The organism is Hyphomicrobium sp. D-2 (assembly GCF_029872155.1).
In the GTDB taxonomy this organism is placed as follows: domain Bacteria; phylum Pseudomonadota; class Alphaproteobacteria; order Rhizobiales; family Hyphomicrobiaceae; genus Hyphomicrobium_A.
In genome coordinates this window covers 373,461-396,013 of the sequence record NZ_JARXLA010000002.1, presented here as the reverse complement: position 1 = coordinate 396,013, position 22,553 = coordinate 373,461, and the positions used below count along the sequence as shown (strand labels likewise).

At 61.6% G+C, this 22,553-nt stretch carries 25 protein-coding genes, 2 tRNA genes and 1 pseudogene; 3 read left to right on the top strand and 25 right to left on the bottom strand.

Annotated features, from left to right (window positions below; all coding sequences use genetic code 11):
* Positions 1–5: 5 nt before the first annotated feature.
* The 20 genes and pseudogenes from nuoH to QEZ49_RS03610 all read right to left on the bottom strand — a co-directional run bounded on the left by nuoH (position 6) and on the right by QEZ49_RS03610 (position 15,124).
* Entirely contained in the window at positions 6–1,073 is a 1,068-nt protein-coding gene (nuoH, locus tag QEZ49_RS03705; protein ID WP_280384328.1) for an NADH-quinone oxidoreductase subunit NuoH, read from the bottom strand.
* A gap of 16 nt (positions 1,074–1,089) precedes the next feature.
* Positions 1,090–3,207 carry an NADH-quinone oxidoreductase subunit NuoG gene (gene nuoG / locus QEZ49_RS03700; protein WP_280384326.1) on the bottom strand — a complete coding sequence of 706 codons (2,118 nt, stop codon included), beginning with the start codon at positions 3,205–3,207 and terminating at the stop codon, positions 1,090–1,092.
* Positions 3,208–3,228: 21 nt separating this feature from the next.
* Positions 3,229–3,480 (bottom strand): hypothetical protein, encoded by a 252-nt coding sequence (locus tag QEZ49_RS03695; protein ID WP_280384324.1) that lies wholly within the window; start codon positions 3,478–3,480, stop codon positions 3,229–3,231.
* A gap of 10 nt (positions 3,481–3,490) precedes the next feature.
* Entirely contained in the window at positions 3,491–3,826 is a 336-nt protein-coding gene (locus QEZ49_RS03690) for a pentapeptide repeat-containing protein (RefSeq protein WP_280384322.1), read from the bottom strand.
* A 5-nt stretch (positions 3,827–3,831) separates the two neighbouring features.
* The gene (nuoF, locus tag QEZ49_RS03685; protein WP_280384321.1) at positions 3,832–5,118 is read right to left on the bottom strand and encodes an NADH-quinone oxidoreductase subunit NuoF; all 1,287 of its coding nucleotides are present in this window, start codon (positions 5,116–5,118) and stop codon (positions 3,832–3,834) included.
* Positions 5,119–5,129: 11 nt separating this feature from the next.
* Positions 5,130–5,762, bottom strand: a complete 633-nt coding sequence (nuoE, locus tag QEZ49_RS03680; protein ID WP_280384319.1) for an NADH-quinone oxidoreductase subunit NuoE — start codon at positions 5,760–5,762, stop codon at positions 5,130–5,132.
* Between the two features lie 215 nt (positions 5,763–5,977).
* Complete coding sequence (locus QEZ49_RS03675; protein ID WP_280384317.1) at positions 5,978–6,319, bottom strand: hypothetical protein; 342 nt, start codon at positions 6,317–6,319, stop codon at positions 5,978–5,980.
* Positions 6,320–6,630: 311 nt separating this feature from the next.
* A complete protein-coding gene (locus QEZ49_RS03670) occupies positions 6,631–7,821 on the bottom strand; it encodes an NADH-quinone oxidoreductase subunit D (RefSeq protein ID WP_280384314.1) in 1,191 nt (396 codons plus the stop codon).
* Positions 7,814–8,293, bottom strand: a complete 480-nt coding sequence (locus QEZ49_RS03665) for a GFA family protein (RefSeq protein ID WP_280384312.1) — start codon at positions 8,291–8,293, stop codon at positions 7,814–7,816. Before QEZ49_RS03665 ends, QEZ49_RS03670 begins: the two co-directional genes overlap by 8 nt.
* On the bottom strand, positions 8,286–8,747 hold the full coding sequence (locus QEZ49_RS03660; protein WP_280384311.1) for a thioesterase family protein: 462 nt from the start codon (positions 8,745–8,747) through the stop codon (positions 8,286–8,288). The genes QEZ49_RS03665 and QEZ49_RS03660 overlap by 8 nt, the downstream gene beginning before the upstream one ends.
* Complete coding sequence (locus QEZ49_RS03655) at positions 8,744–9,175, bottom strand: hypothetical protein (protein WP_280384309.1); 432 nt, start codon at positions 9,173–9,175, stop codon at positions 8,744–8,746. The genes QEZ49_RS03660 and QEZ49_RS03655 overlap by 4 nt, the downstream gene beginning before the upstream one ends.
* Positions 9,176–9,178: 3 nt before the next feature.
* Complete coding sequence (locus QEZ49_RS03650) at positions 9,179–9,550, bottom strand: hypothetical protein (protein WP_280384307.1); 372 nt, start codon at positions 9,548–9,550, stop codon at positions 9,179–9,181.
* A gap of 53 nt (positions 9,551–9,603) precedes the next feature.
* Positions 9,604–10,221, bottom strand: a complete 618-nt coding sequence (locus tag QEZ49_RS03645; RefSeq protein ID WP_280385065.1) for an NADH-quinone oxidoreductase subunit C — start codon at positions 10,219–10,221, stop codon at positions 9,604–9,606.
* 70 nt (positions 10,222–10,291) lie between these two features.
* Entirely contained in the window at positions 10,292–10,702 is a 411-nt protein-coding gene (locus QEZ49_RS03640; protein ID WP_280384305.1) for a hypothetical protein, read from the bottom strand.
* 33 nt (positions 10,703–10,735) lie between these two features.
* Positions 10,736–11,197, bottom strand: a pseudogene (locus tag QEZ49_RS03635) (NADH-quinone oxidoreductase subunit B family protein); the annotation flags it as partial.
* Positions 11,128–11,325 (bottom strand): hypothetical protein, encoded by a 198-nt coding sequence (locus tag QEZ49_RS03630; RefSeq protein ID WP_280384303.1) that lies wholly within the window; start codon positions 11,323–11,325, stop codon positions 11,128–11,130. The gene QEZ49_RS03630 and the pseudogene QEZ49_RS03635, both read right to left, overlap by 70 nt.
* Positions 11,316–11,681, bottom strand: coding sequence for an NADH-quinone oxidoreductase subunit A (locus tag QEZ49_RS03625; RefSeq protein ID WP_068458954.1), 366 nt, complete (start codon positions 11,679–11,681; stop codon positions 11,316–11,318). The genes QEZ49_RS03630 and QEZ49_RS03625 overlap by 10 nt, the downstream gene beginning before the upstream one ends.
* Positions 11,682–11,893: 212 nt before the next feature.
* Positions 11,894–12,256 carry a DUF4440 domain-containing protein gene (locus tag QEZ49_RS03620; RefSeq protein WP_280384300.1) on the bottom strand — a complete coding sequence of 121 codons (363 nt, stop codon included), beginning with the start codon at positions 12,254–12,256 and terminating at the stop codon, positions 11,894–11,896.
* A 130-nt stretch (positions 12,257–12,386) separates the two neighbouring features.
* A complete protein-coding gene (recQ, locus tag QEZ49_RS03615) occupies positions 12,387–14,264 on the bottom strand; it encodes a DNA helicase RecQ (RefSeq protein ID WP_280384299.1) in 1,878 nt (625 codons plus the stop codon).
* A gap of 506 nt (positions 14,265–14,770) precedes the next feature.
* Entirely contained in the window at positions 14,771–15,124 is a 354-nt protein-coding gene (locus tag QEZ49_RS03610; RefSeq protein ID WP_280384297.1) for a hypothetical protein, read from the bottom strand.
* A gap of 22 nt (positions 15,125–15,146) precedes the next feature.
* Between QEZ49_RS03610 and QEZ49_RS03605 the strand changes: the two genes are divergently transcribed.
* From QEZ49_RS03605 to QEZ49_RS03595, 3 genes are all read left to right on the top strand, one after another.
* The gene (locus QEZ49_RS03605) at positions 15,147–16,694 is read left to right on the top strand and encodes a DNA polymerase Y family protein (RefSeq protein ID WP_280384295.1); all 1,548 of its coding nucleotides are present in this window, start codon (positions 15,147–15,149) and stop codon (positions 16,692–16,694) included.
* Positions 16,691–20,065: an error-prone DNA polymerase gene (locus QEZ49_RS03600; protein WP_280384293.1), complete on the top strand. Its 3,375-nt coding sequence runs from the start codon at positions 16,691–16,693 to the stop codon at positions 20,063–20,065. The genes QEZ49_RS03605 and QEZ49_RS03600 overlap by 4 nt, the downstream gene beginning before the upstream one ends.
* A 185-nt stretch (positions 20,066–20,250) precedes the next feature.
* A complete protein-coding gene (locus tag QEZ49_RS03595; protein WP_280384291.1) occupies positions 20,251–20,481 on the top strand; it encodes a hypothetical protein in 231 nt (76 codons plus the stop codon).
* A gap of 5 nt (positions 20,482–20,486) precedes the next feature.
* On the opposite strand, the gene QEZ49_RS03590 is transcribed toward QEZ49_RS03595, so the two are convergent.
* From QEZ49_RS03590 to QEZ49_RS03570, 5 genes are all read right to left on the bottom strand, one after another.
* Positions 20,487–20,563: transfer RNA gene (locus tag QEZ49_RS03590), tRNA-Asp, on the bottom strand.
* A gap of 253 nt (positions 20,564–20,816) precedes the next feature.
* On the bottom strand, positions 20,817–21,386 hold the full coding sequence (locus QEZ49_RS03585; RefSeq protein ID WP_280384289.1) for an AAA family ATPase: 570 nt from the start codon (positions 21,384–21,386) through the stop codon (positions 20,817–20,819).
* Positions 21,387–21,694: 308 nt separating this feature from the next.
* A tRNA-Val gene (locus QEZ49_RS03580) sits at positions 21,695–21,769 on the bottom strand.
* Positions 21,760–21,888, bottom strand: a complete 129-nt coding sequence (locus tag QEZ49_RS03575; protein WP_280384288.1) for a hypothetical protein — start codon at positions 21,886–21,888, stop codon at positions 21,760–21,762. The genes QEZ49_RS03580 and QEZ49_RS03575 overlap by 10 nt, the downstream gene beginning before the upstream one ends.
* Before the next feature lie 267 nt (positions 21,889–22,155).
* Positions 22,156–22,428, bottom strand: coding sequence for an HU family DNA-binding protein (locus QEZ49_RS03570; protein ID WP_068458951.1), 273 nt, complete (start codon positions 22,426–22,428; stop codon positions 22,156–22,158).
* Positions 22,429–22,553 lie beyond the last annotated feature (125 nt).

The window sequence follows — 22,553 nt, the reverse complement described above, 5'->3', positions numbered from 1 at the left end:
GGGCGTCAGGCGACGCGCGCGTACTGCAGAATGCCCGCAACGATCACCACCATGGCCAGCGACAGCGGCAGGAACACTTTCCAGCCCAGGCGCATCAACTGGTCGTAGCGGTAGCGGGGAACGAGCGCCTTCGCCATCGAGATGAGGAAGAAGACAAACACGGTCTTGATCAGGAACCAGAGGATGCCCGGCACCCAGTTGAACGGCGCCACATCAACCGGGGGCAGCCAGCCGCCGAGGAACAGAATGGTCGCCAGCGCGCACATGGCGACGATGGAGACGTATTCGCCCAGCATGAACAGCAGGTACGGCGTCGACGAATATTCGACCATGAAGCCGGCGACGAGTTCGGACTCAGCCTCGACCAGATCGAACGGCGGACGGTTGGTTTCAGCCAGCGCCGATACGTAGAAGATCACGAACATCGGGAACAGGGCGAGCCAGTACCAGTCCAGCGCCGAAGCGGGCAGGCCAATGCCGGTGCCGACGCCGGTCTTCTGCGCGTTGACGATGTCGGTCAGGTTCAGCGAACCGACGCACAGAATGACGGTGACGATGACGAGGCCGATGGAAACTTCATAGCTCACCATCTGCGCCGCGGACCGCAGCGAACCCATGAACGGGTACTTCGAGTTCGAAGCCCAGCCGCCCATGATGACGCCGTAAACCGCCAGCGACGACAGCGCGAGCAGATAGAGTATGCCGACGTTCAGGTCGGAGATGACCCACTTGCCAAGCGAGTCCTCGTTGACCGGAATGACCGCCCAGCTCGCCAGCGCGAACATTGCCGTCGCCACCGGCGCCAGCAGGAACACGCCCTTGTTCGCGCCCGCCGGAATAACCGGCTCCTTGAACACGAACTTGAGAAGGTCGGCGAACGACTGCAGCAGGCCGAACGCACCCACGACGTTGGGGCCACGACGCATCTGAACCGCCGCCCAGACCTTACGATCCATCAGCAGCAGGAACGCGATCAGGACCAGCAACACCACAAGCGTCAGCAGGCTCCAGCCCACCATGATGGCGAGCCAAAGCGCGTAATCCAACCAGAGATCCCAGGAGCTCTCGGCCATTGTTGCTCAGCGCTCCCTACTCGGCAGCCTTGAGGCGATGCGGCGCCTCAAGGGTTTTCTTCAGCGCGCTCATCTCGGCCATCACGGCGGAAGCGCGCGCAATCGGATTGGTCAGATAGAAGTCACGGATCGGCGACGCAAACGCTTCTGCGTCCACCGCACCGTTTTTCTTCGCGAGGGCTTCAACGCCTGCAAGCGGCGCCGGCGCAACCGTGTTGAGGCGAGCCAGCAACGGCGCCGCCTTGTACATCTCACGGCGCAGCGCATCGAGTGAATCGTAAGGCAGCGTCTTGCCGACCTTGGCGGACAACGCACGCAGGATCGCCCAGTCTTCCTTCGCGTCACCGGGCGGGAACACACAGCGCACGGCGAGCTGCGCGCGGCCTTCGGTGTTCACGTAGGTGCCACTCTTCTCGGTGTAGGCAGCGCCCGGCAAGATGACATCAGCGCGATGCGCGCCGCGATCACCGTGGTGACCCTGATAGATGACGAACGACTTGCCCTTCGCCGGCAGTTCGATCTCGTCGGCGCTCAGCACATACAGTACGTCGAGCTTACCAGCGTTCGCAGCAGCAATCATGGCGGCAGTATCGAGACCGCCCTTCCCCGGCACCAGCCCGAGATCGAGACCGGCAACGCGCGAAGCAGCCGTGTGCAGCACGTTGAAAGCATTCCAGTCGCCAACGTCCTTGCCGGCCACCGACGCGGCCGCCAGCTTCGCCGCCTGCGCCAGCAGCGCCTGCCCATCGGCGCGCGCCGCAACGCCAGAACCGACAATGACCATCGGCCGCTGCGCGTTCTTCAGCACTTCGGCAAAGGCATGCTTGCCAGCAAGAATATCGCCAAGCGTCTGCGGACCGACACCCAGATGCTCATAGCCATACGTGAGCTGCGTAGGCTCGCCAATAACGCCGACGGTCAAACCGCCCTGACGCCAGCGGGTGAGAATGCGCGCATTCAGCACCGCCGCTTCGACTCGCGGATTGGCGCCGACAAGCAAAATCGCATCCGCCTGATCGACGCCAGCGATAGTGGAATTGAACAGGTACGATGCACGGCCCAGCGAAGGATCGAGCTTTGCGCCATCCTGGCGGCAATCGATGCTGGCGATGCCGATGCGATCGGCCAGATCCTTCAGCGCGTACATTTCCTCGGCGCTGCAAAGATCACCGGCGATGACGCCGACGCGCTCCGGCGCCGTGTTCGACAGCTTGCCAGCGACAACGGCCAGCGCTTCATCCCAGCTTGCCGGGCGCAGCTTGCCATTGGCATCGCGCACATAAGGATGATCGAGCCGCTGCGTGCGCAGGCCATCGCAGGCATAGCGCGTCTTGTCGGTGATCCATTCCTCGTTCACGTCGTCGTTGTTGCGTGGCAGAACGCGCATCACCGAAGGACCGCGGGAGTCGACGCGGATGGCCGAACCCAGCGCATCCATCACGTCGAACGATTCCGTCTTTTCCATCTCCCACGGCCGCGCAATGTACGACCACGGACGGTGTGTCAGCGCGCCAACGGGGCAAAGATCGTTCACGTTGCCGGACAGCTCCGACAGGATGCCACGGTCGAGATAGGTCGTGATCTCCATGTCCTCGCCGCGGCTGATGGCACCGAGCTCTTCGACGCCCGCCACTTCAGTCATGAAGCGGACGCAGCGGGTGCAATGGATGCACCGGTTCATGAAGGTCTTGATCAGCGGGCCGATGTATTTCTCTTCAACCGCGCGCTTGTTCTCGCCGAAACGCGAGCCGCCGCAGCCGAAGGCCATCGCCTGATCCTGCAGATCGCACTCGCCGCCCTGATCGCAGATCGGGCAATCGAGCGGATGATTGATGAGCAGGAATTCCATCACGCCTTCGCGTGCGGCCTTCACCAGCGGACTGGCCGTCAGCACACTGCGCGGCGCGCCGTCCTTGTTCGGGGGCAGATCCGTAACGCCCATCGCGCACGACGCGATCGGCTTCGGAATGCCTTCCACTTCGACAAGGCACATGCGGCAGTTGCCGGCGATCGACAGACGCTCATGATAGCAGAAGCGCGGAATTTCGGCCCCGGCCATCTCGCAGGCCTGCAGGATCGTGGTTCCTGGCTCTACCTCGATCAACTTGCCGTCGATGAAGATTGGCTTCGTCATAGTTCTGATCCGATCAGCACGTCATCGCGTTGCGATGGCAAGCAGCAGAAGCCCGCCGATGAACAGCACCAGCGACATCCAACCCTTTGCGTAGGGAGATACAGATTCATCGGCGACCCGCTGTGCATACCAAACACCACCCAGATATCCTGCTATCGCGCCCAACACTGCTCCAACCCACCCCCAGGAGAGATAGAGCAGCGCCGCCACCAGTACCGCTCCGACAACCGCCGGGAGCGAGAACGAGGCTATGAGCAGCGCCAGCAGGTCCACGTGCAATCCTTCATTTAACTTCCCGTCCGGCAACAGCCTCGCCTGCCGGCTTGGCTTTCTCTGCCCAGACCTTCAAAAGATCGGCGACTTCGATACCGTCAATCGTCATGCCGTTCATCTGACACCCGAACAGCGAAGCGCCCGCAAGGTTGGCATCCTCGATCCTCAACCCGGAGAGATTCACGTTACGCACGCGCCAGCCGGACATGTTGATGTCGTGAAATGTTCCGCCCGACATGTTGACGTTTTCATAGGTCGAACCCGACAGGTTCACGTCGTCGAAACGCGAACCGGACAGATCGCTGACAGTCACGTCGAGCCGATGCTTCTCGCGGTGTATCTTCATACGAGCTACTCCGCCGCTTCCTTCACCGCCTCGTGACGCGCATCGATGCGCTCTTCAATCACGTGGCGATAGTTGCGGATGAGCCCCTGCACCGGCCATGCCGCAGCATCGCCAAGCGCACAGATGGTGTGACCCTCAACCTGCTTCGTCACCGCGAACAACAGATCGATTTCGCGTTTCTCAGCTTCGCCGCGCCGCATGCGTTCCAGCACGCGCCACATCCAGCCCGTGCCCTCACGGCACGGCGTGCACTGGCCGCAGCTCTCGTGCTTGTAGAAATATGCGATGCGCGCGATGGCCTTGATGATGTCGGTGGACTTGTCCATCACGATGATGGCCGCCGTGCCGAGGCCAGACTTCAGCTTCACCAGCGCGTCGAAATCCATCGTCAGGTCGTTGCACTGGTGCGCCGGGATCATCGGCATCGACGATCCGCCCGGGATCACCGCCAGCAGGTTGTCCCAACCACCACGCACACCACCGCAATGCATGTCGATGAGATCACGCAGCGGGATGCCCATTTCCTCTTCCACGACGCACGGCTTGTTCACGTGGCCGGAAATCTGGAACAGCTTGGTGCCGGTGTTGTTGGGCAGACCGAGCGAGGCAAACCACGCGCCGCCACGGCGCAGGATGTCCGGCACCACGGCAATGCTCTCAACGTTGTTCACCGTTGTTGGCGCGCCATAGAGGCCGACGTTGGCGGGGAACGGCGGCTTGAGGCGGGGCATGCCCTTCTTGCCCTCGATCGACTCGATAAGGGCCGTTTCCTCGCCGCAGATGTAAGCGCCAGCGCCGTGATGCACGACGATGTCGAAATCCCAGCCATGGATGTTGTTCTTGCCGATTAGCTTCGCATCATAGGCTTCATCGACCGCCGCCTGCAGCCGCTCGCGCTCGCGGATGAACTCGCCGCGCAGATAGATGAAGCACGTGTGTGCCTTCATCGCCGAGGAAGCCAGCAGCGCGCCCTCGATCAGCAGGTGCGGATCATTGCGCATGATCTCGCGGTCCTTGCACGAACCGGGCTCGGATTCATCGCCGTTGATCACGAGATAGGACGGGCGCGGATCGTTCTTCGGCATGAACGACCATTTAAGGCCGGTCGGGAAGCCGGCGCCACCGCGACCGCGCAGACCCGACGTCTTCATCTCGCCGATGATCCAGTCGGGCCCGTTGTCGATCAGGGCCTTGGTTCCATCCCACGCACCGCGCGCACGGGCACCGGCAAGCCGCCAGTCATGGAAGCCATAGAGATTACGAAAGATGCGGTCCTTATCCTGCAGTTGCATTGCAGTCGTCCTCACACCTTTTCCGCGTCGCGTTTTGTGGGCCCGCCAACGTCGAGAAGCGTTATGCGGACACCCTCAGGCGCCGAACACTGACGGCCGATCTGCGAGCCGGGCTTAACGGGCGCACCGGTATCCAGATCGTGCAGCAACTTCTCAAACAGCTGCGGATCGAGATCCTCGAACACGTCCTTGCCGATCTGTACGACAGGCGCGTTCGCGCAGCAGCCGAGACATTCAACTTCTTCCCAGGAAAACTGGCCATCGGCCGATAGTTCGTGGGGGTGTTCCGCGATCCGTTCCTTGCAGATTTCAATCAAGGCTTCGGAGCCGCGCAGCATGCATGGCGTCGTGCCGCAAACCTGCAGATGGGCCTTCTTGCCCACCGGAGCAAGCTGGAACATCGTGTAGAACGTGGCGACTTCCAGCACGCGGATGTAGGCCATGCCCAGCATCTCAGCGATGGCACGGAGCGCGGGCTCTGTAGTCCAGCCTTCCTGCTCCTGCGCGCGCCACAGCAATGCGATCACCGCCGAGGCTTCTTTGCCCTGCGGATATTTGGCGATTTCGCGCTTCGCCCAGGCTTCGTTTTCAGGTGTGAAAGCAAAGCTGAGCGGTTGTTCCGGATATAGACGACGAACAGCCAAGGATGGCACCTCTCGGAAGCTCGGCAAAACCCTGCGATTGGAGGGACCGCACCTGCTCGGATGAGTGAGGTTCGGCGCCGCTGGGTGTGACGCTGATTGACGCAGCGCACAATCACATGTTCACTACGTCTAACGGCGACGTCTTGCAAGCAACATAGAACTATTGCAAGCAACGAGTTCGTAAGATGTTGATGGGCATCAACTGCGGCGCAGCGCTATGCCGCAATAAGGCGGGTTGCAAGCAGAATTATCGCTGCACCGGGGGCCAGAAGCAGCGCCGATTGCGCCCCGACCCTCAAAAAGCCCAGCCAGAACACCGCCAGCGCCGCACCGAACAGCGCGATAACCACGCCGCCGCCCGCGATACCCCGCGACAGTGCAAAACCGCCACCGACAGCGATGCAAAGCAGCGCGAGGATTGTCGTAAATGCCGGCAGATGCCGCTGGGCGGTGCCCGATGGCCAGCGGCGATCACGTGCCGCGGGGCGATAAAACGCCAGCGCCAGCCCCCATCCAAGGGCACCTACAGCCAGAAAAAATGGCAGATCCGCAACCATCGACGCCCCCGGCTTCATAATGCGCACCAGTCTGGGGGACTGGGGGCCCGACGGTCAATGGTTCACCGGCACAGTGTCCGATCGGCCCATGCGCCGGGGGCGCGGTCACATGCGCCTGACAGGCGCTTCAACGGAAAAGGCCCGCCAAGCCACCCCGGTTTACGGATGGCGGCTGGCGGGCCCTGAATTTCCACAGATTTGAGCGTGGGCCTCGCGGCGTCATCGCGTTGCTTAAAATCGCGATGCCGCTCTCCCCTTTGATCGACCGATGATTCACGCTCCGGACTGGTAGGGTCCGAAGCGATCATCGCCTAGCGGTCGATCTCTCCGAACACGATGTCCAGCGAGCCTAGGATGGCCGAAACGTCGGCCAGCATGTGACCGCGGTTCATGTAATCCATCGCCTGCAGGTGCGGGAAGCCCGGCGCGCGGATCTTGCAGCGGTAAGGCTTGTTGGAGCCGTCGGCCACCAGATAGACGCCGAACTCGCCCTTGGGCGCCTCGACACAGGCATAGACCTCGCCCGCCGGCACATGGAAGCCCTCGGTGTAGAGCTTGAAGTGGTGGATCAGCGCTTCCATCGAGCGCTTCATCTCCGCCCGGCGTGGCGGGACGACCTTGCGGTCGGCGGCGGCCACAGGCCCCTGCCCGTCCGGCGCCCGCAGCTTATCGCAACACTGCTGCATGATTTTCAGCGATTCCCGCATCTCCTGCATGCGCACGAGATAACGATCATAGCAGTCGCCGTTCTTGCCGATCGGGATGTCGAAATCGAGTTCAGAATAGCACTCGTAGGGCTGCGCGCGGCGCAGATCCCATGCCGCGCCGGAGCCGCGCACCATCACGCCCGAGAAGCCCAGATCGAAGCATTCCTTCAGGCTCACCACGCCAATATCGACGTTACGCTGCTTGAAGATGCGGTTGTCGGTCAGCAGCGTCTCGATATCGTCGAGCACCTTGGGATGTGTCGTGCAGAACTCGGCGATGTCGTCGATCAGTTCCGGCGGCAGATCCTGATGCACGCCACCGACGCGGAAATATTTCGCGTGCATACGGCTGCCCGAAGCGCGCTCATAAAACACCATCAGCTTTTCGCGCTCTTCGAAGCCCCACAGCGGCGGGGTCAGCGCGCCAACGTCCATAGCCTGCGTGGTCACGTTAAGCAGATGCGACAGCAGCCGGCCGATTTCCGAATACAGCACGCGGATCAATTGCGCCCGGCGCGGCACTTCCAGCCCCAGCAGCTTTTCCGCCGCCATGCAAAACGCATGCTCCTGGTTCATCGGCGCCACGTAGTCGAGGCGGTCGAAGTAGCCGATGGCCTGCGTGTAGTTTTTGTGTTCGATCAGCTTCTCGGTGCCACGGTGCAGCAAGCCAATGTGCGGATCGACACGCTCCACCACCTCGCCGTCGAGCTCCAGCACAAGGCGGAGCACGCCGTGCGCGGCCGGATGCTGGGGACCGAAGTTGATGTTGAATTGGCGGATATCTGTCTCAGGCATTGCTTCCATGCTCCGTCGCACCGCCGGAAAAAGCCGCAACCACTTCGGCGCCGGTCAGCTTCGGTGTGTCGTTGGCGAAATCGTAATAGGCGGGCTTTTCGTCGATGAAAATCTGTAACGTCAGCGCCAGCGCGCTCTTGTCCTCAAGTGCGCCGGCATTCAGCGCGTAGTGATCCGTGCCAGCCATATGCCAGAACAGCGACGTGCCGCAAACCTTGCAGAACGCCCGCTCGCCCCATTCCGATGACCGGTAAAGGCTGATGCTATCAGCGCCCTCGATCGCAAGCTCACCGGCGAATTCAACCGTCAGAAACGGCCCTGCGGTCCAGCGCTGGCACATATCGCAATGGCAGATGGCAACCTCGCGCTTGGGCAGGCGTGCAGCGAATGTCACCGCTCCGCATAGGCAGCGCCCGCGCACGTCGCAACCGCTGTCAGCGCCATCGCCTGCCTGGTGGAAGGTTTCAGCCATTTGGCTCTCCCGTGCCATGCAGGATGGCTTCTGCACGCGCCTGCCGCGCCTTGTCATTCACGCGCGCAACGAACCGTGACCACGCGATCACCATGCGCTCGTGGCGCCCTTCGCCAATCACGTCGATGCCGTCGTGTGCACGCACGCTGAAACCGATGCGACGCCCATTCACCGAGGTGCATTCCGCGTCCACCGTCACCGTCTGGCCCGGCACCGTCGCGGCCGTGTGCGACACATCGATGTGCACGCCGAGGCTGCCTTCGCCTTCATCCAGATGCGGCTCAAGCACCTTCAGGCACGCCCATTCCATCAGCCCGACCATGAAGCCGGTTGCGAACACCGTTGGCATTTCGCGGAATTCAGCAGCTTCTGGATAAAGGTGCGGCACCGTTTTTTCCGCTGGCACGCGAAACGAGAAACGCACCTTGTCGCCGGGCTTCAAAGTATCCTTCATGGTGCCTCGCTCCCGTCGGCTGAACCGAGCTGGCCGGTGGCCACATATCCGATACTGACGTTATAGAAGCTCAGCACGGATTCACCAGCAGCCAGGCCTTCGCGAAGCTGTTTGGCCACCTTTGCAAACGGAAACACCATGTCCCCATTGGCAAAGCGCACGCCCAGTCCGATCTGAGGCTCCTCGTCCCACGCCGCATCCGGCACCGCGGCGATAAGCGCCTCGCCCAGATAGCAGCCGAGCACGTTCACCAGCCCCTCGCTGGTGTCGCCCTGCAGCACTTCGCGCTGGCGTTCGATGAAGCCCTCCACCCACGCCACCGAGCCTTCATTGAAGCCGAAAGCTACGCCCGCAAGCTCGCCCATCTCCTCGATAGCGAACGCGGCGTTGGAACGGATCATTTGATGGCGCTCAGCGTCGATGCCCATGGCCTAGCCCTGTCGATCCAGACGTCGGTGCAGCCAACCGCCTGCCAGCGCCGTCACCACGCATGCTAGCCCGACGATGGCGAACACGGCGAGATGATCCAGCACGATCAGCGGCTGCTCATTGATGAACGCCAGCCCGACCGACCACGCCAGTTGCGCCCCGATGACAATCAGGCCCCAGCGCCAGGCGTTGCGTGGAAATCCAAGCCCCAGTGTGAACGCGGCGAAGAGCATGATGGGCAGTCCAATCCACCAATACGTCCACGATGCCCAGAGCGTCGGCCCCTCGCCCAGCAGGCGCATCAGATCCCAGGCCAGCACGCCTGCAACGGAGGCGATTGCAACCGGAACCACCATCGGTGCAATTCGAAGCATGCCATCACCCGCGACCACTATCCGCGTTTGCCTCTCAGCGCATCGCGACCCGATCAGGCGCGACCCACCGGGGGCGTTGCCTTCTCGTCGCCGGGCAGCACCGAGCGGGTGCCTTCCCATGGCGATTCAAAATCGAACGAACGGAATTCCTGCGCCAGTTCGACAGGCTCATAAACGACGCGCTTCTGCTCCTCGTCGTAGCGCACTTCGACATAGCCGGTGAGCGGAAAGTCCTTGCGCAGCGGATAGCCCTGAAAACCGTAATCGGTGAGCAGGCGACGCAGATCGGGATGGCCGGAAAACAGGATGCCGTACATGTCGTAAGCTTCACGCTCGAACCAGTTCGAGGCCGGATACACACCCACCGCGCTCGCGACCGGCGTTGTCTCATCCGTCCGCAGCTTGACGCGGATGCGGCTGTTATGGCGCGGCGACAGCAGATGATAGACGACATCGAACCGCTGCTCGCGGGCGGGCCAATCAACGCCGCAGATGTCGATCAGGATCTCAAACAGGCAGTCCGCGTCATCGCGCAGGAACGTCAGCACATCGAGGATCTTTTCGCGCGCAACATCCAGCGTCAGCTCGCCGTAGCTAATGCGCGATTCAACCACGGCATCGCCCAGCGCCTTGGTGCAATGCGCTTCAAGCTGCTGCAGAGCTTCCACCACCATCACGTCCTCTTCACACCGCAACGCGGCTTCCGTTCAATTCCACGCCGGCAGGTCGCCGACCCCGCGCTCACTGCGCCTTTTCGCCGGTACGTTTCAGGTCCGAACAGCCGGCCGTGGCCTCTGCACCACCTTCGACATAACAGGCAGCGATGTGGTCCGGAGCCAGGATGCGTCCGTGCACCTCGCCCTTGCTGGTCCTCGAAACCCAGGCGAACGTCACATCATCGGGAAAGATGATGCCGAAGAAATCCTTGCGGCCGTCCTCGTAGGTGAAGTAGCCGCGAAAGCGCCGGTCGGTCTGCTCGGTTATATGCACCGTGCGATCGCGCGACCTGAGGCCGAATACATCGCCGATGGTGTCATTCTTGCCGGACCAGGTGCCGACGAGATTGGGCACATCAGCCAATGCATGTCCGGCCGACGCGGCCCAGAGAATTGCCGCAACCATCGCGCCAACTGCTGAACCGAAACCACGCATCTGCGCCTCGCCTCCCGCGTATCCCGCGCGCCGTTACCGCTCGATCGTTCCGGTGCGGCGGATCTTGCGTTGTAGTAACAGGATACCATAGACCAGCGCTTCGGCGGTCGGCGGGCAGCCAGGCACATAGACGTCAACCGGCACGATGCGATCGCACCCACGCACGACAGCGTAGGAATAATGGTAGTAGCCGCCGCCATTGGCGCAGCTGCCCATCGAGATCACATACCGCGGTTCGGGCATCTGATCGTAAACCTTGCGCAGCGCCGGCGCCATCTTGTTGGTCAGCGTGCCGGCCACGATCATCACGTCGGACTGGCGCGGCGAGGCGCGCGGCGCAAAGCCGAACCGCTCCACGTCATAGCGCGGCATCGACGCCTGCATCATTTCGACGGCGCAACAGGCCAGACCGAACGTCATCCACATCAGCGAGCCAGTGCGCGCCCAGTTGATGAGATCGTCGGTGGTGGTGACCAGGAAGCCCTTGTCCGCCAGCTTAGGGAGATCTGCGTAAAGCCCTCCTCGCCCGGCTTCACCAGCATGCCGCCGGACTCCAGCGGATCACCTGAAGAGGTGACCAGCCCGGAACGCGACTGTGGCCGCTCTGCGGTAATCAATCCCATTCGAGCGCTCCCTTGCGCCACTCATAGATGAAGCCGATCGTCAGCACGGCCAGGAAGATCATCATCGACCAGAAGCCGAACAGCCCGATGTCACCGAACGCGACGGCCCACGGGAACAGGAACGCCACTTCGAGATCGAAGATGATGAACAGAATGGCGACCAGATAGAACCGAACGTCGAACTTCATGCGCGCGTCGTCGAAGGCGTTGAAGCCGCATTCGTAGGCCGAGACCTTTTCCGGATCAGGGTTGTTCACCGCAATCAGGAACGGCGCCACCATCAGCGCGAGCGCGATGAACAGCGCGACGCCGATGAAAACCGCGATGGGCAGATAATCGTAGAAAAGCTGATCCATGGACGTGCCTTAGATAGACGTGCCTACCGGGAGGCCTCGCCTTGGCGCATATCCGCTGGGGAAACACGCCGCAGGCCGATCTGCGCCAGCATAGTCAAGGTGGTGCGGCGCAAAATTTAGAATGTTCGTAACTCAGGCCCGTGACGGGCGCAACCCGAACAGCAGCGGCCCACCGAAAAGGTGGACCGCTTTTGTTTCAAACTTGATCTGGATCAATTCCAGGTATGCAGCAGGACGCGCCAGCCGTCGCCATCGCGCTCCAGCACATTCACCCAGTTGCCGCCGTATTGCGCCGTGGCACCGCCCTCGCCGGGGCCGGAAAGCGCCCACTTGCCGCTGGCAATCGCGATCGGGCCCTTCTCCGTGACGGACTCAACCGTGATCCGGTGATCCTTGAAGCCATTGGCGATGAGGTCGGCAAAGAACTTGCCGATCGCTTCCGGGCCGGCAACCGGCGCGCCACCAGCAGGAATCACGCGGGCGTCAGCGGCGTAGAACTTAGCCAGTTCCGCCGTGTCGCCACCGTTGAAGGTTGCGTCCCAGCGTTCAGCTCCGGCGGCAATGCTGCTCGTCATCTCAATTCCCTATGTTGGTTGTGATTGTTGGTTGCAACTGATGGTTAGACCGCACATGTGGCGTCTATCCGCCCAGCATGCAAATCTGACGACATGACCTTTCAGGCACACCCGCACATCGCCCGAACGCTCATGCGATGGTAGCGCGCGCCGGATGCTTGCCGATCACCGCCAGGAAGTTGGCGCCGTAGCGTCTGATCTTGCTGGTGCCAAGGCCGGTGATGTCAGCCAGACCGGCGTCATCCGTGGGCCGGAACAGCGCCAGCTCCGCTAGCGTCACGTCGGAACAGATGAGATACGGCGGCAGCTTGTTCCGCACGGCGAGATCGCGGCGTAGATTGCGCAGATCTTCGAACAGCGCCCGATCGGCGTCATTCACCAGCTCGGCGCTGCGGCTGGCGCGCTTGGGTTTGGCCTTCTGGCGTGTTTCCTTCGACGGCAAGCGGACAGCGAACTTCTCTTCGCCACGCAACAATGGCCGCGCCTGCTCGGTGAGCTGTAGCGAACCATAGCCTTCGTCATCGCCCGCGAGATAGCCCGAGGCCGTCAACTGCCGGAACACACCCTTCCAGGTTGTCTCGTCGGTGTCCTTGCCAATACCGAAAACGGGCAGCTTGTCGTGCTCGGCGCGCTCAATGCGCTCGTTGCTGCGGCCCATAAGAACATCGATGATGTAAGACGCGCCAAACCGCTGACCGGTGCGATACGCCGCCGACAGTGCCTTCTGGGCCAGCACGGTGCCGTCGGTGGTTTCCGGCGGCTCAAGGCAGTTGTCGCAGTTACCGCACGGCTGCGACTGGCGCTCGCCAAAGTAGGACAGCAACGCCTGCCGGCGACAGCTCGGCAGCTCGCACAGACCAATCAACGCCGCCAGTTTCTGGCGCTGAACCTGCTTGTAGGCATCTGAGCCTTCGCCCTGCGTGATCCACTGCCGGAGCTGAATGAGATCCTGAATGCCGTAAGCCAGCCATGCGTTCGCCGGCTCGCCATCACGTCCCGCCCGGCCGGTTTCCTGATAATAGGCTTCGATCGATTTGGGCAGATTGAGATGGGCGACGAAACGCACGTCTGGCTTGTCGATGCCCATGCCGAACGCGATGGTGGCAACAACAATAATGCCGCTTTCCTTGCGGAAGCGCTCCAGCACGTCGCGGCGCACGTCGGCATCGAGACCAGCGTGATAGGCGAGCGCAGTGCGGCCCTTGCCGCGCAACCAGGCTGCGGTTTCATCCACTGACTTGCGCGACAGGCAATAAACGATGCCCGAATCTTCGGCGTGCTCGGCTTCAATGAACCGCCACAGCCGCTCACGCGCGCCCATCGATGCCATGTTCGAGATCGTGTAGCGGATGTTGGGGCGATCAAAACTGGCGATGAAGCGGCGCGCATTCTCCAGCCGCAACTCGGTGACGATTTCCTCGCGCGTGCGCTCGTCGGCGGTGGCGGTAAGCGCGATGCGCGGCACATTCGGGAAGCGCTCGGCCAGCAGCTTGAGCTGACGGTATTCCGGCCGGAAATCATGCCCCCATTGCGAAACGCAGTGGGCTTCGTCGATCGCAAACAATGCCAGTGTCGTGTCTGACAACAGGTTGAGCGTGCGCTCCTGCAGCAGTCGCTCGGGCGAAACATAGAGGATGTCGAGCGCGCCGATGGCGATGCGGCGCTCAAGCTCCATCTGCTCGCGATAATCCAGCGTGGAATTGAGAAACGCAGCGTCAACGCCAGCCTGCGTCAGCGCTTCGACCTGATCCTGCATCAGCGCGATAAGCGGCGAAACAACGATGCCGATGCCCTGGCGCACAAGTGAAGGCACCTGATAGCATAGCGATTTGCCACCGCCCGTCGGCATCAGCGCAAGGGCGTCCTTACCCTCGATCACCGTTTCGATGATGCCGGCCTGCTGCGAACGGAACTGGCGATAGCCAAACACATCCGCCAGCACATGCTGCGCACGCTCCATCGGGCTGGGTGATTCAACGTTGCTGCGCGCTGCGGCAGTGCGGGCCATCTCGAAAGCCTGTGCTGACAACTCAAGAGGTCGGTAGCGCGATTCGCGGTCGCGAACCCCTCCACCGCCAATCATGTCCAGACAAAACTAGTAGGCTTGACGTCAGATAAGCGCATACGCCGGCGCGATACTCTTCCTGGGCCTCGACGGAGTGGCCCGCAGGAAGCGATGCAGAGCCTGAGCCCGGCATCGGTTGAATCTACTTAGCGCCGGCTCCCTGTTCCACCACCTCGTCGTTGTGGCTGGACAAAGCAGCGGACCCAATGTAGAACAAAAAGAGAACAATAAGTTTCCAGCGTGTCCGCATGCCGCCGAGAGTAATCTGCATAGATCCTGGTTCGGACGTCGTCTTGCGCGAGGTTATTGCGCACCCCGGACATCCCGCCACTGCGGTTGGTTTCGGCTTGGCCCTTGCCTCGCAGAGGCTCTCGCAGTTATCGCGCCCAGCGAGTTTGCTTTGGGTGCGCGAGGCCACCGCCGCGGTCGAGACGGGTGAGCCATGCGGTTCAGGATTGGCGGGGTTCGCGTTCGCTCCGGATAGCCTCATCGTCGCCCGGCTGCGCACTCATGTCGATGCTTTGCGTGCGGCTCTGGAGGGTGCGCGCTGCCAGGCGCTCGGTGCTGTTCTTCTCGAAACCATTCGGCCCGTCGACCTGACGGCCAGTCGTCGCCTGAAGCTTGCCGCAGAGAAATCCGGGGTTCTGGTCGTTCTGATCCAGCTGGCCGGCATACCCATGGCCAATGCCGCCCAGCTCCGCTGGTCGACGCGCGCGGTGCGGGAAATTGGCCCCCATGGTGCGGATCAGCGACTTATTTTTGACGTGACGGTGCTCAAGCACCCGGCCGGGCAGATCGGACAACGCAGCCTCGTGAGGTGGGATCATGACCAACGGTGTTTTACCGCGGCGCTACCTGTGTCTATGGCTGCCATTTCTGGCGGCGGATCGCTGGCGGCATGAAACTGGGAGCCATGAGAAACGGCCTCTCGTATTCGTTGAGAAAGTGGGCGGCGTTTCAAAGCTGATGGCTGTCGACACGCACGCACAAAGTTTCGGCTTGTTGCCCGGCTTGACGCTTGCGGATGCGCGCGCGCGCGTTCCCGAACTGCACGCGCTGTTCGACAATCCGGTGGCCCATGCCGCCTACCTAAGACACCTCGCCGATCTTGCCGATGTGGTTACCCCCTCGGTTGCGCTGGATGCACCGGACGGCCTGGCGCTCGACATCACGGGATGCGCGCACCTGTTCGCAGGAGAGGCAGGGTTGGCCAAACGCTTGCAAAACGTGCTGCAAGCTGCCGGAGCGTCTTGCGTCAGGATGGCCGTCGCCCCAACACCGGACATGGCCCGCGCGCTCGCGCGCTTTGCCCGCGTTAGTCCGTGCTTCGTCAACGATAGTGCATTGGTGCGCACGCTGCCAATCGCTGCGCTTGAATGTGCGCCGGAGGATGCTCTCGCCTTGAAACGGGCGGGCCTCAAGACTATTGCCGATGTTGCCAATCGCCCTTCGGTTTTGTTCACAGCCCGGTTCACGTCGGTCTTCACTGGCAAACTCGCGCGGGTACTCGGCGAGGAGAACCGACGTATCTCGCCGATGAAGTCCGTACCTCTGGTCCGCACCGAGCACCGCTGCGCTGAACCTGTCATCAGCCAAGACGTGATCGAAGCCATTCTAGCACTTCTTGTGGCCGAAGCGGGCGATGCGTTGCACGCACGCGGCGAGGGGGGACGAGCCTTTGAGGCGCTGTTTCTGCGTTCTGATGGTGCAGTGCGCCGCGTTTGGATCGAAACGAGTTTGCCAACACGCGATGCCGACGTCGTCATGCGGCTCTTTCACGACCGGCTGAACGTACTCGTCGATCCGCTTGATCCCGGTTTCGGCTTCGATGTGATCCGTCTCGTCGTTCTGCGCACCGAGAGCTGTATCGAGAGCCAGACGACACTCGACACTCGGGCGGAGCAGGACGATCAGACCATGCAGCTCATAGACCGGCTCAGTACGGTATTCGGCTCCGGCAACATCACACGTCTGCGCCCCGGCGACACCCACATCCCAGAGCGCGCGCAAGTCATCGTTCCAGCCATGGCCGGTTCCCTCCCTCAGTCCAGATGCAAAGATTGGATCGCCTCAGGATCAGACTCTTCACGGCCTATTCTGCTTTATCGCCAGCCGCATGCAATCGAAGTAGAAACCGACACCAACGAAGAGCCGGTCGTGCTGCGCTGGCGGCGCGTCGCGCATCGTCTCGGCGCTATCAACGGACCGGAGCGGATAGCCGACGAGTGGTGGTGCACACCGTCTGGATACGGCACCCGGGATTATTTTCGCGTCGAGAGCGACAACGGACAGCGTTTCTGGATTTTCCGATCCGACGCCACAGCAACTGTCTCATCCCAACGTAAATGGTTTCTGCACGGGCTGTTCCCATGACGGGTCAGCAAACACGACCGGCCGCGGGTTACGCCGAGCTTGCCACCACCACTAATTTCTCGTTTCTGCGCGGAGCTTCTCATCCTGAAGATCTCGTCGGATGCGCGCTGATGCTCGGCCACAGCGGGATCGGTATTGCCGACCACAACTCGGTTGCCGGCGTCGTCAGGGCTTATAGCGCCCTGCAGGATTTGCGTCGTGACGGCTTGCCCGCGCCGCAGAAAGTCCGCGACGGCTCAGGGCTTGGCGAGCACGCGTGGATTGCCAGCGTGAAAGAGGCCGAATGGGCTCAGATGTCCGAGGCTATCAAACAACGCGCGGCTACTTTCCGACTCGCCGTCGGCGCCCGCCTCGTGTTTTGCGACGGCACGCCCGACATTATCGCCTATCCTGAAAACCGGGACGGCTGGGAACGTCTGTGCCGACTGCTGAGCTACGGCAAACTTAAGGCCGGCAAAGGCGAATGTGAGCTTTGCCTGGGCGATCTTCTCGCCGACGTGGCGGGCTTGCTGCTCATCGTCATCCCGCCCGAGCGTGATTTGACGCGACTGACCGTAATTCTTGCAGCTTTGCGAAAGACAGCGCGCGATAGCGTGTGGCTCGCGGCTGCCCAGCACTTTCGCTGCGATGATCGGCGCCGTCTCGCCGCCCTGCACCAGCTTTCTGTTTCAAGCAGCGTTCCGCTCATAGCGGTCAACGATGTGCTCTACGACACACCGAAACAACGCCCCGTTCAGGATGTGCTGACCTGCATTCGCGAGGGGCTGCGGATCGAAACCGCCGGTCGTCGACTGGAAGCAAACGCCGAGCGGCATCTGAAAACGCCCGCAGCGATGGCGCATCTGTTCCGGGATGTTCCCGAGGCGATCGCGGCAACGCAGGATCTGTTGTCCCGCGTGAGCTTCTCGCTCGGTGACCTCAAATACGAATATCCCGACGAGCCGGTGCCGGACGGATGGACGCCACAAGGCTGGCTTGAGCATCTGACGTGGCGTGAAGCCAAAGCCCGCTACGATGGAGCTATTCCGGAGAAGGTTGCAGCGCAATTGCGCGACGAGCTTGCCATCATCAGCACGCTGCAATACGCGCCGTATTTCCTCACCATCCACGACATCGTGTCCGAGGCCCGGCGTCGCGGCATCCTGTGTCAGGGACGTGGCTCGGCGGCAAATTCCGCTGTCTGCTACGTGCTCGGCATCACCTCGGTTGATCCGGCGCGCAGCAATCTTTTATTCGCACGTTTTATTTCTAGCGAACGGCGCGAACCGCCGGATATCGACGTCGACTTCGAGCACGAGCGGCGCGAGGAAGTCATTCAATACATTTACCACCGCTACGGCCGGGAGCGCGCCGGCCTCGTCGCCACCGTCATCCGCTACCGTCCGCGCAGCGCCATCCGCGATGTCGGCAAGGTTCTCGGCCTCTCCGACGACATCACGGGGCGCATCGCTGGCACGCAATGGGGGAGCTGGGGCTCTTCGATCAGCGACGCACATCTGCGTCAGGCCGGCCTCGATCCGCAAAATCCGGTCATCCGGCGCGCGATCGTTCTCGCCTGCCGCATTCTTGGATTTCCTCGCCACCTTTCGCAGCACGTTGGCGGCTTTGTGCTCGCGCGCCACCGTCTTGATGCGTTGGTCCCCATCGGCAATGCGGCAATGGAGAAACGGACTTTCATAGAGTGGGACAAGGACGACATCGATGCGCTCGGGCTGATGAAGGTGGATGTTCTGGCGCTCGGCATGCTCACCTGCATCCGCAAAGCACTCGATCTGATGCGCGTGCACGAAAGGGTCGACTACGATCTCGCCACCATCCCGCCGGAGCAGGCGGATGTTTACGCCATGCTTCAGAAGGGAGATTCCATCGGCGTGTTCCAGGTCGAGAGCCGGGCGCAGATCAACATGCTGCCGCGCCTGAAGCCGAAGGAGTTTTACGATCTCGTCATTCAGGTTGCCATTGTGCGGCCAGGGCCGATCCAGGGCGACATGGTGCACCCTTACTTACGCCGTCGCTCGGGGGCTGAGTCCATAACCTTCCCTTCGCCAGCGCCGCCCCACGATCCGGATGAACTCAAGCATATCTTGTTCCGAACCAAAGGGGTGCCCCTGTTCCAGGAGCAGGCAATGCACCTCGCGATGGTGGCCGCCGAATTCACCGATGCGGACGCAAATGGCTTGCGTCGCGCCATGGCGACATTCCGCAATGTCGGCACCATCCATACATTCGAAGCTAGGATGGTAGAGCGAATGGTCGAGCGCGGCTACGAGCGCGACTTTGCGCAACGCTGCTTCGATCAGATCAAGGGCTTTGGCGAATACGGATTTCCCGAAAGCCATGCGGCCTCGTTTGCTCGCCTTGTCTATGTGTCGTCATTCATCAAATGCCGCTATCCGGCGGCCTTTGCCTGTGCGCTGCTTAACGCGCAACCAATGGGATTTTATGCGCCGGCCCAGATTGTGCGTGATGCCCGCGAGCATGGCGTTGAGGTGCATCCCGTCGACGTCAATGCAAGCCTCTGGGACAACACACTGACTGTTGGCTCTAACGGCCGCACGTCTCTCAGGCTTGGTTTCCGTCAGCTCGACGGTATGCAGCCGGCCTGGGGCGAGATTTTAATCAATCGACGCGGCAACGGCTATGCCGACATAGACAGTTTCGCCTTGCGTACTGGCTTGCCACAAAAGGCGCTTCGCGTGCTCGCGGATGCGGATTGTTTTCAGTCCGTCGCCCTTAATCGGCGCGATGCCTTGTGGGCCGCACGACGGTTGCCTGATGCTGAAGAGTTGCCGCTATTCGTCGCCGCGCGCGAGCGGGAGTTAGCAAACGAGCCACCGGCAAACCTGCCGGAGATGTCGCTCAGCGAGCACATCGTAACCGACTACCAGACGGCGCGCCTGTCACTGAAGGGGCATCCGATCGGCTGTCTGCGCGATGGCTTTGCGCGCAACGGCATTGTGACATGCGTCGAGGCCAACCAACGACCTGATGGCGCGTGGGTGCGCGTGGCTGGTGTTGTGCTGGTTCGTCAGCGGCCGGGCAAAGGCAATGCTATCTTCATCACGATTGAGGACGAGACCGGCATCGTCAACATCGTACTGTGGGCACGCCAATTCGAAAAATTTCGCCGTGAGGTTATGGGCGCACGTCTGCTGCTGGTCGAAGGCCGCATGCAGATCAGTCCTGAGGGCGTTGCTCACCTGATGGCTGTCAGAGTCCACGATCGCAGCGATGATCTGCTACGCCTTTCCGACGGGCACACTCCAACCATAGAGCTTGCCAGAGCCGACGTGTTCAAGCATCCGCAGCATCCCCGCACCCACCATCCACGCAATGTGCGCATACTGCCAGCCTCCCGCGACTTCCACTGATCTGAGCCTATGCCGCCCCAGCGCTGCAGGTCGCCTATCTGGAACTGCAGGCTGCACAGCCGATCGGCCCCGCGCCAATATTCCTTACTCAAAGGATACGCTCGGCGACGACTACAGGGCAGTGCCCTTGAAACTGTTTGGGCCGGATCCCGTCAGACTTTCGCCGCTCGGGAGCCGTGGAGGCCGTGACCGGAAAAGTGCAGCCGAGCAAGCTGTCCGCCAAGATGGCCAACACCATCGCCACTTCCAATAAGCTGCAAGACATACTTACCTGCGCAACTGCGTCAGGTCCGTTGATGTTGATGCAGCGCGGCGGTTGGGGAGGGAGAAGTTGCAAGAACAAAACCCGGCTGGAAGTGTCACAGCGCCGGGCCGAAAAGTATCACAGCCACATGATCGACGGTCTAAGCCATTGAAATAGTGGCGCGAGAGACGGGACTTGAACCCGCGGCCTCCGGCGTGACAGGCCGGCGCTCTAACCAACTGAGCTACTCCCGCAGTCAAAAATGCGCGCCTCGAAGGGGCGCGCTGACCACGGGTGATCAATTACGTGGCTCGCCTATGGAAGTCAAGCAGCGCTGTGGTGGCTGTGAAGAAAAATTCTGTTCAGTCATCCAGTCTGTACGGTTTCGCTGTGGACCCGACCACCGCGAAACGCGATTTTACCGCGCAATATCTCAGGTCGCAGCCAAAGCGTCGCCGGACGGCGGTGAGCCGATGCGCCAATCTGCCATAGCGGCATACGCCGCCCTCAAGGTCCCTCGCCACAACGCAGCGACGTGGCGATCTCGGCCAACACCATGCCCACGCGGGAATCAACCGTGCCGCATGGCAACGGAATCAATTCGTAGCCCAGCCGTCGGTAGACAGCGCAGATCGCATCGTGGGTTGCGACCGCTTCATCAAATGACTGCGTGCGCTCCGCATCCTGCGTGAATATCTGCGCCCATGGCGGCGCAACAAACACGTGGCGGCCATAGCGGTGCATACGCGCGGCGATTTCGAAATGGTTCGGCACCGGCATGCCATTCAGTTCGAGATAACCAATGCAATCGGGAATGCCCCGATCGTAAAAAGTGAGACGGTTCCTCTCCGCACCCTCGCGGTAGGAGCGCAGATCCCATGACAGCATCAGCTCGGCAAACAACCGCCGATCCACATTTGGCAGAGCACCACCGCCAATTGCGTCTTGAGCCTGGATGATTGCACGACCAGCTTCCGGCATCACAGCAGCGCCATGTCGGGCCAGCGCCGCTACCAGCGTGCTCTTGCCTGCGCCCGGCCCGCCGGTGATGACGATCTGGCGTTCACTGTTGGCCACAGCGTCGTGCTCCGCATTTTGATGATTGAGGTTGAGATGATGTGGCGCCGCGCCCGCACCGAGCCGCAACGTTGAAAGCTAAGCACGCGCGTATCCGCGCCGCGCTAACTATCGATCACGTGACCGACAGCTGCGCTATCCCGTCCGATGCGGGATACGCGGCTAATTTCTTGGAGACTTGATGCCAAGGCTTGGCAGGCGGTCGCCGAATTCGTCGATTGCAATGACGAAAAGTTTCGTCGAACCAGGGCGCGCCTCGTGGAGCGCGCTGCTTATCGTAACTTTTTCAGGAAATTTGGTAAAAGCGATGGTGGGCGATGAGAGGGTCGAACTCCCGACATCCTCGGTGTAAACGAGGCGCTCTACCACTGAGCTAATCGCCCTTCGGTGCTTCCAGAATAGCGGTTGCCGCTTCTCGATACCAGCACGTCGAAGTACGCGACACATACCCGTCGTCGGCGCGGGCCGCAAGGCCCTCGATCGCCTCCCCTGGACTTTCCATCATAGCACTGATGCCGCAGGTTGGCCCACGCCACACAGATCCGGGCCAGAAGCCGTCCAGATCGCGCGGAAGGCTACGTAGTCGATCCGCAGGGCACACTGCAGTATTGGGAGCGCACGCCACTCAACAGCCAGCAGCCGCTTCACGTGCCAAGACGTCGACGCCATCGATGTGAACAAAGCGTGTTCTATGGACGAAACGAAAAACGCGCCGCAGGCTGCCCCACGACGCGTTTCAGAACCGTTGGCTTCCGCCACAGGTGCGCTTTTAGTTCAACGCATCCTTCAGGCCCTTCGCCGGCGTGAACTTCGGCACGCGCGAAGCCGGAATGTTGATCGTCTCGCCAGTCGCCGGATTGCGGCCCTCGCGCGCCTTGCGGTCAGCAACCTTGAAGGTGCCGAAATCAGGAATGCGAACTTCACTGCCGCCCTTCATTGCAGCCCGGATGTGCGCGATCACCGCGTCGACAACTTCGGTCGCCTTGTCCTTGGTCAGCTCGGCATCCTTGGCGACAGCGTCGATCAAATCTTTCTTACTCATCTGGTTCCGTCCTTCATGTTCGGAATTTGCGACTTGGGGGGCATGGGCGAAGCGATGGGGCGCCCGCGCGTGTTGCTTAAAGCCGCAACAGTGGGGTCAGAGAAGCGCCCAATACAAAGCCGCGT

Bases quoted from the DNA above. Each gene is read 5' to 3' on its own strand.
- nuoH (WP_280384328.1), bottom strand. From the start codon at position 1,073: ATGGCCGAGAGCTCCTGGGATCTCTGGTTGGATTACGCGCTTTGGCTC.
- nuoG (WP_280384326.1), bottom strand. From the start codon at position 3,207: ATGACGAAGCCAATCTTCATCGACGGCAAGTTGATCGAGGTAGAGCCA.
- QEZ49_RS03690 (WP_280384322.1), bottom strand. From the start codon at position 3,826: ATGAAGATACACCGCGAGAAGCATCGGCTCGACGTGACTGTCAGCGAT.
- nuoF (WP_280384321.1), bottom strand. From the start codon at position 5,118: ATGCAACTGCAGGATAAGGACCGCATCTTTCGTAATCTCTATGGCTTC.
- QEZ49_RS03675 (WP_280384317.1), bottom strand. From the start codon at position 6,319: ATGGTTGCGGATCTGCCATTTTTTCTGGCTGTAGGTGCCCTTGGATGG.
- QEZ49_RS03670 (WP_280384314.1), bottom strand. From the start codon at position 7,821: ATGCCTGAGACAGATATCCGCCAATTCAACATCAACTTCGGTCCCCAG.
- QEZ49_RS03665 (WP_280384312.1), bottom strand. From the start codon at position 8,293: ATGGCTGAAACCTTCCACCAGGCAGGCGATGGCGCTGACAGCGGTTGC.
- QEZ49_RS03660 (WP_280384311.1), bottom strand. From the start codon at position 8,747: ATGAAGGATACTTTGAAGCCCGGCGACAAGGTGCGTTTCTCGTTTCGC.
- QEZ49_RS03655 (WP_280384309.1), bottom strand. From the start codon at position 9,175: ATGGGCATCGACGCTGAGCGCCATCAAATGATCCGTTCCAACGCCGCG.
- QEZ49_RS03650 (WP_280384307.1), bottom strand. From the start codon at position 9,550: ATGCTTCGAATTGCACCGATGGTGGTTCCGGTTGCAATCGCCTCCGTT.
- QEZ49_RS03640 (WP_280384305.1), bottom strand. From the start codon at position 10,702: ATGCGTGGTTTCGGTTCAGCAGTTGGCGCGATGGTTGCGGCAATTCTC.
- QEZ49_RS03630 (WP_280384303.1), bottom strand. From the start codon at position 11,325: ATGGGATTGATTACCGCAGAGCGGCCACAGTCGCGTTCCGGGCTGGTC.
- QEZ49_RS03625 (WP_068458954.1), bottom strand. From the start codon at position 11,681: ATGGATCAGCTTTTCTACGATTATCTGCCCATCGCGGTTTTCATCGGC.
- QEZ49_RS03620 (WP_280384300.1), bottom strand. From the start codon at position 12,256: ATGACGAGCAGCATTGCCGCCGGAGCTGAACGCTGGGACGCAACCTTC.
- recQ (WP_280384299.1), bottom strand. From the start codon at position 14,264: ATGGCCCGCACTGCCGCAGCGCGCAGCAACGTTGAATCACCCAGCCCG.
- QEZ49_RS03605 (WP_280384295.1), top strand. From the start codon at position 15,147: ATGACCAACGGTGTTTTACCGCGGCGCTACCTGTGTCTATGGCTGCCA.
- QEZ49_RS03600 (WP_280384293.1), top strand. From the start codon at position 16,691: ATGACGGGTCAGCAAACACGACCGGCCGCGGGTTACGCCGAGCTTGCC.
- QEZ49_RS03575 (WP_280384288.1), bottom strand. From the start codon at position 21,888: ATGGAAAGTCCAGGGGAGGCGATCGAGGGCCTTGCGGCCCGCGCCGAC.
- QEZ49_RS03570 (WP_068458951.1), bottom strand. From the start codon at position 22,428: ATGAGTAAGAAAGATTTGATCGACGCTGTCGCCAAGGATGCCGAGCTG.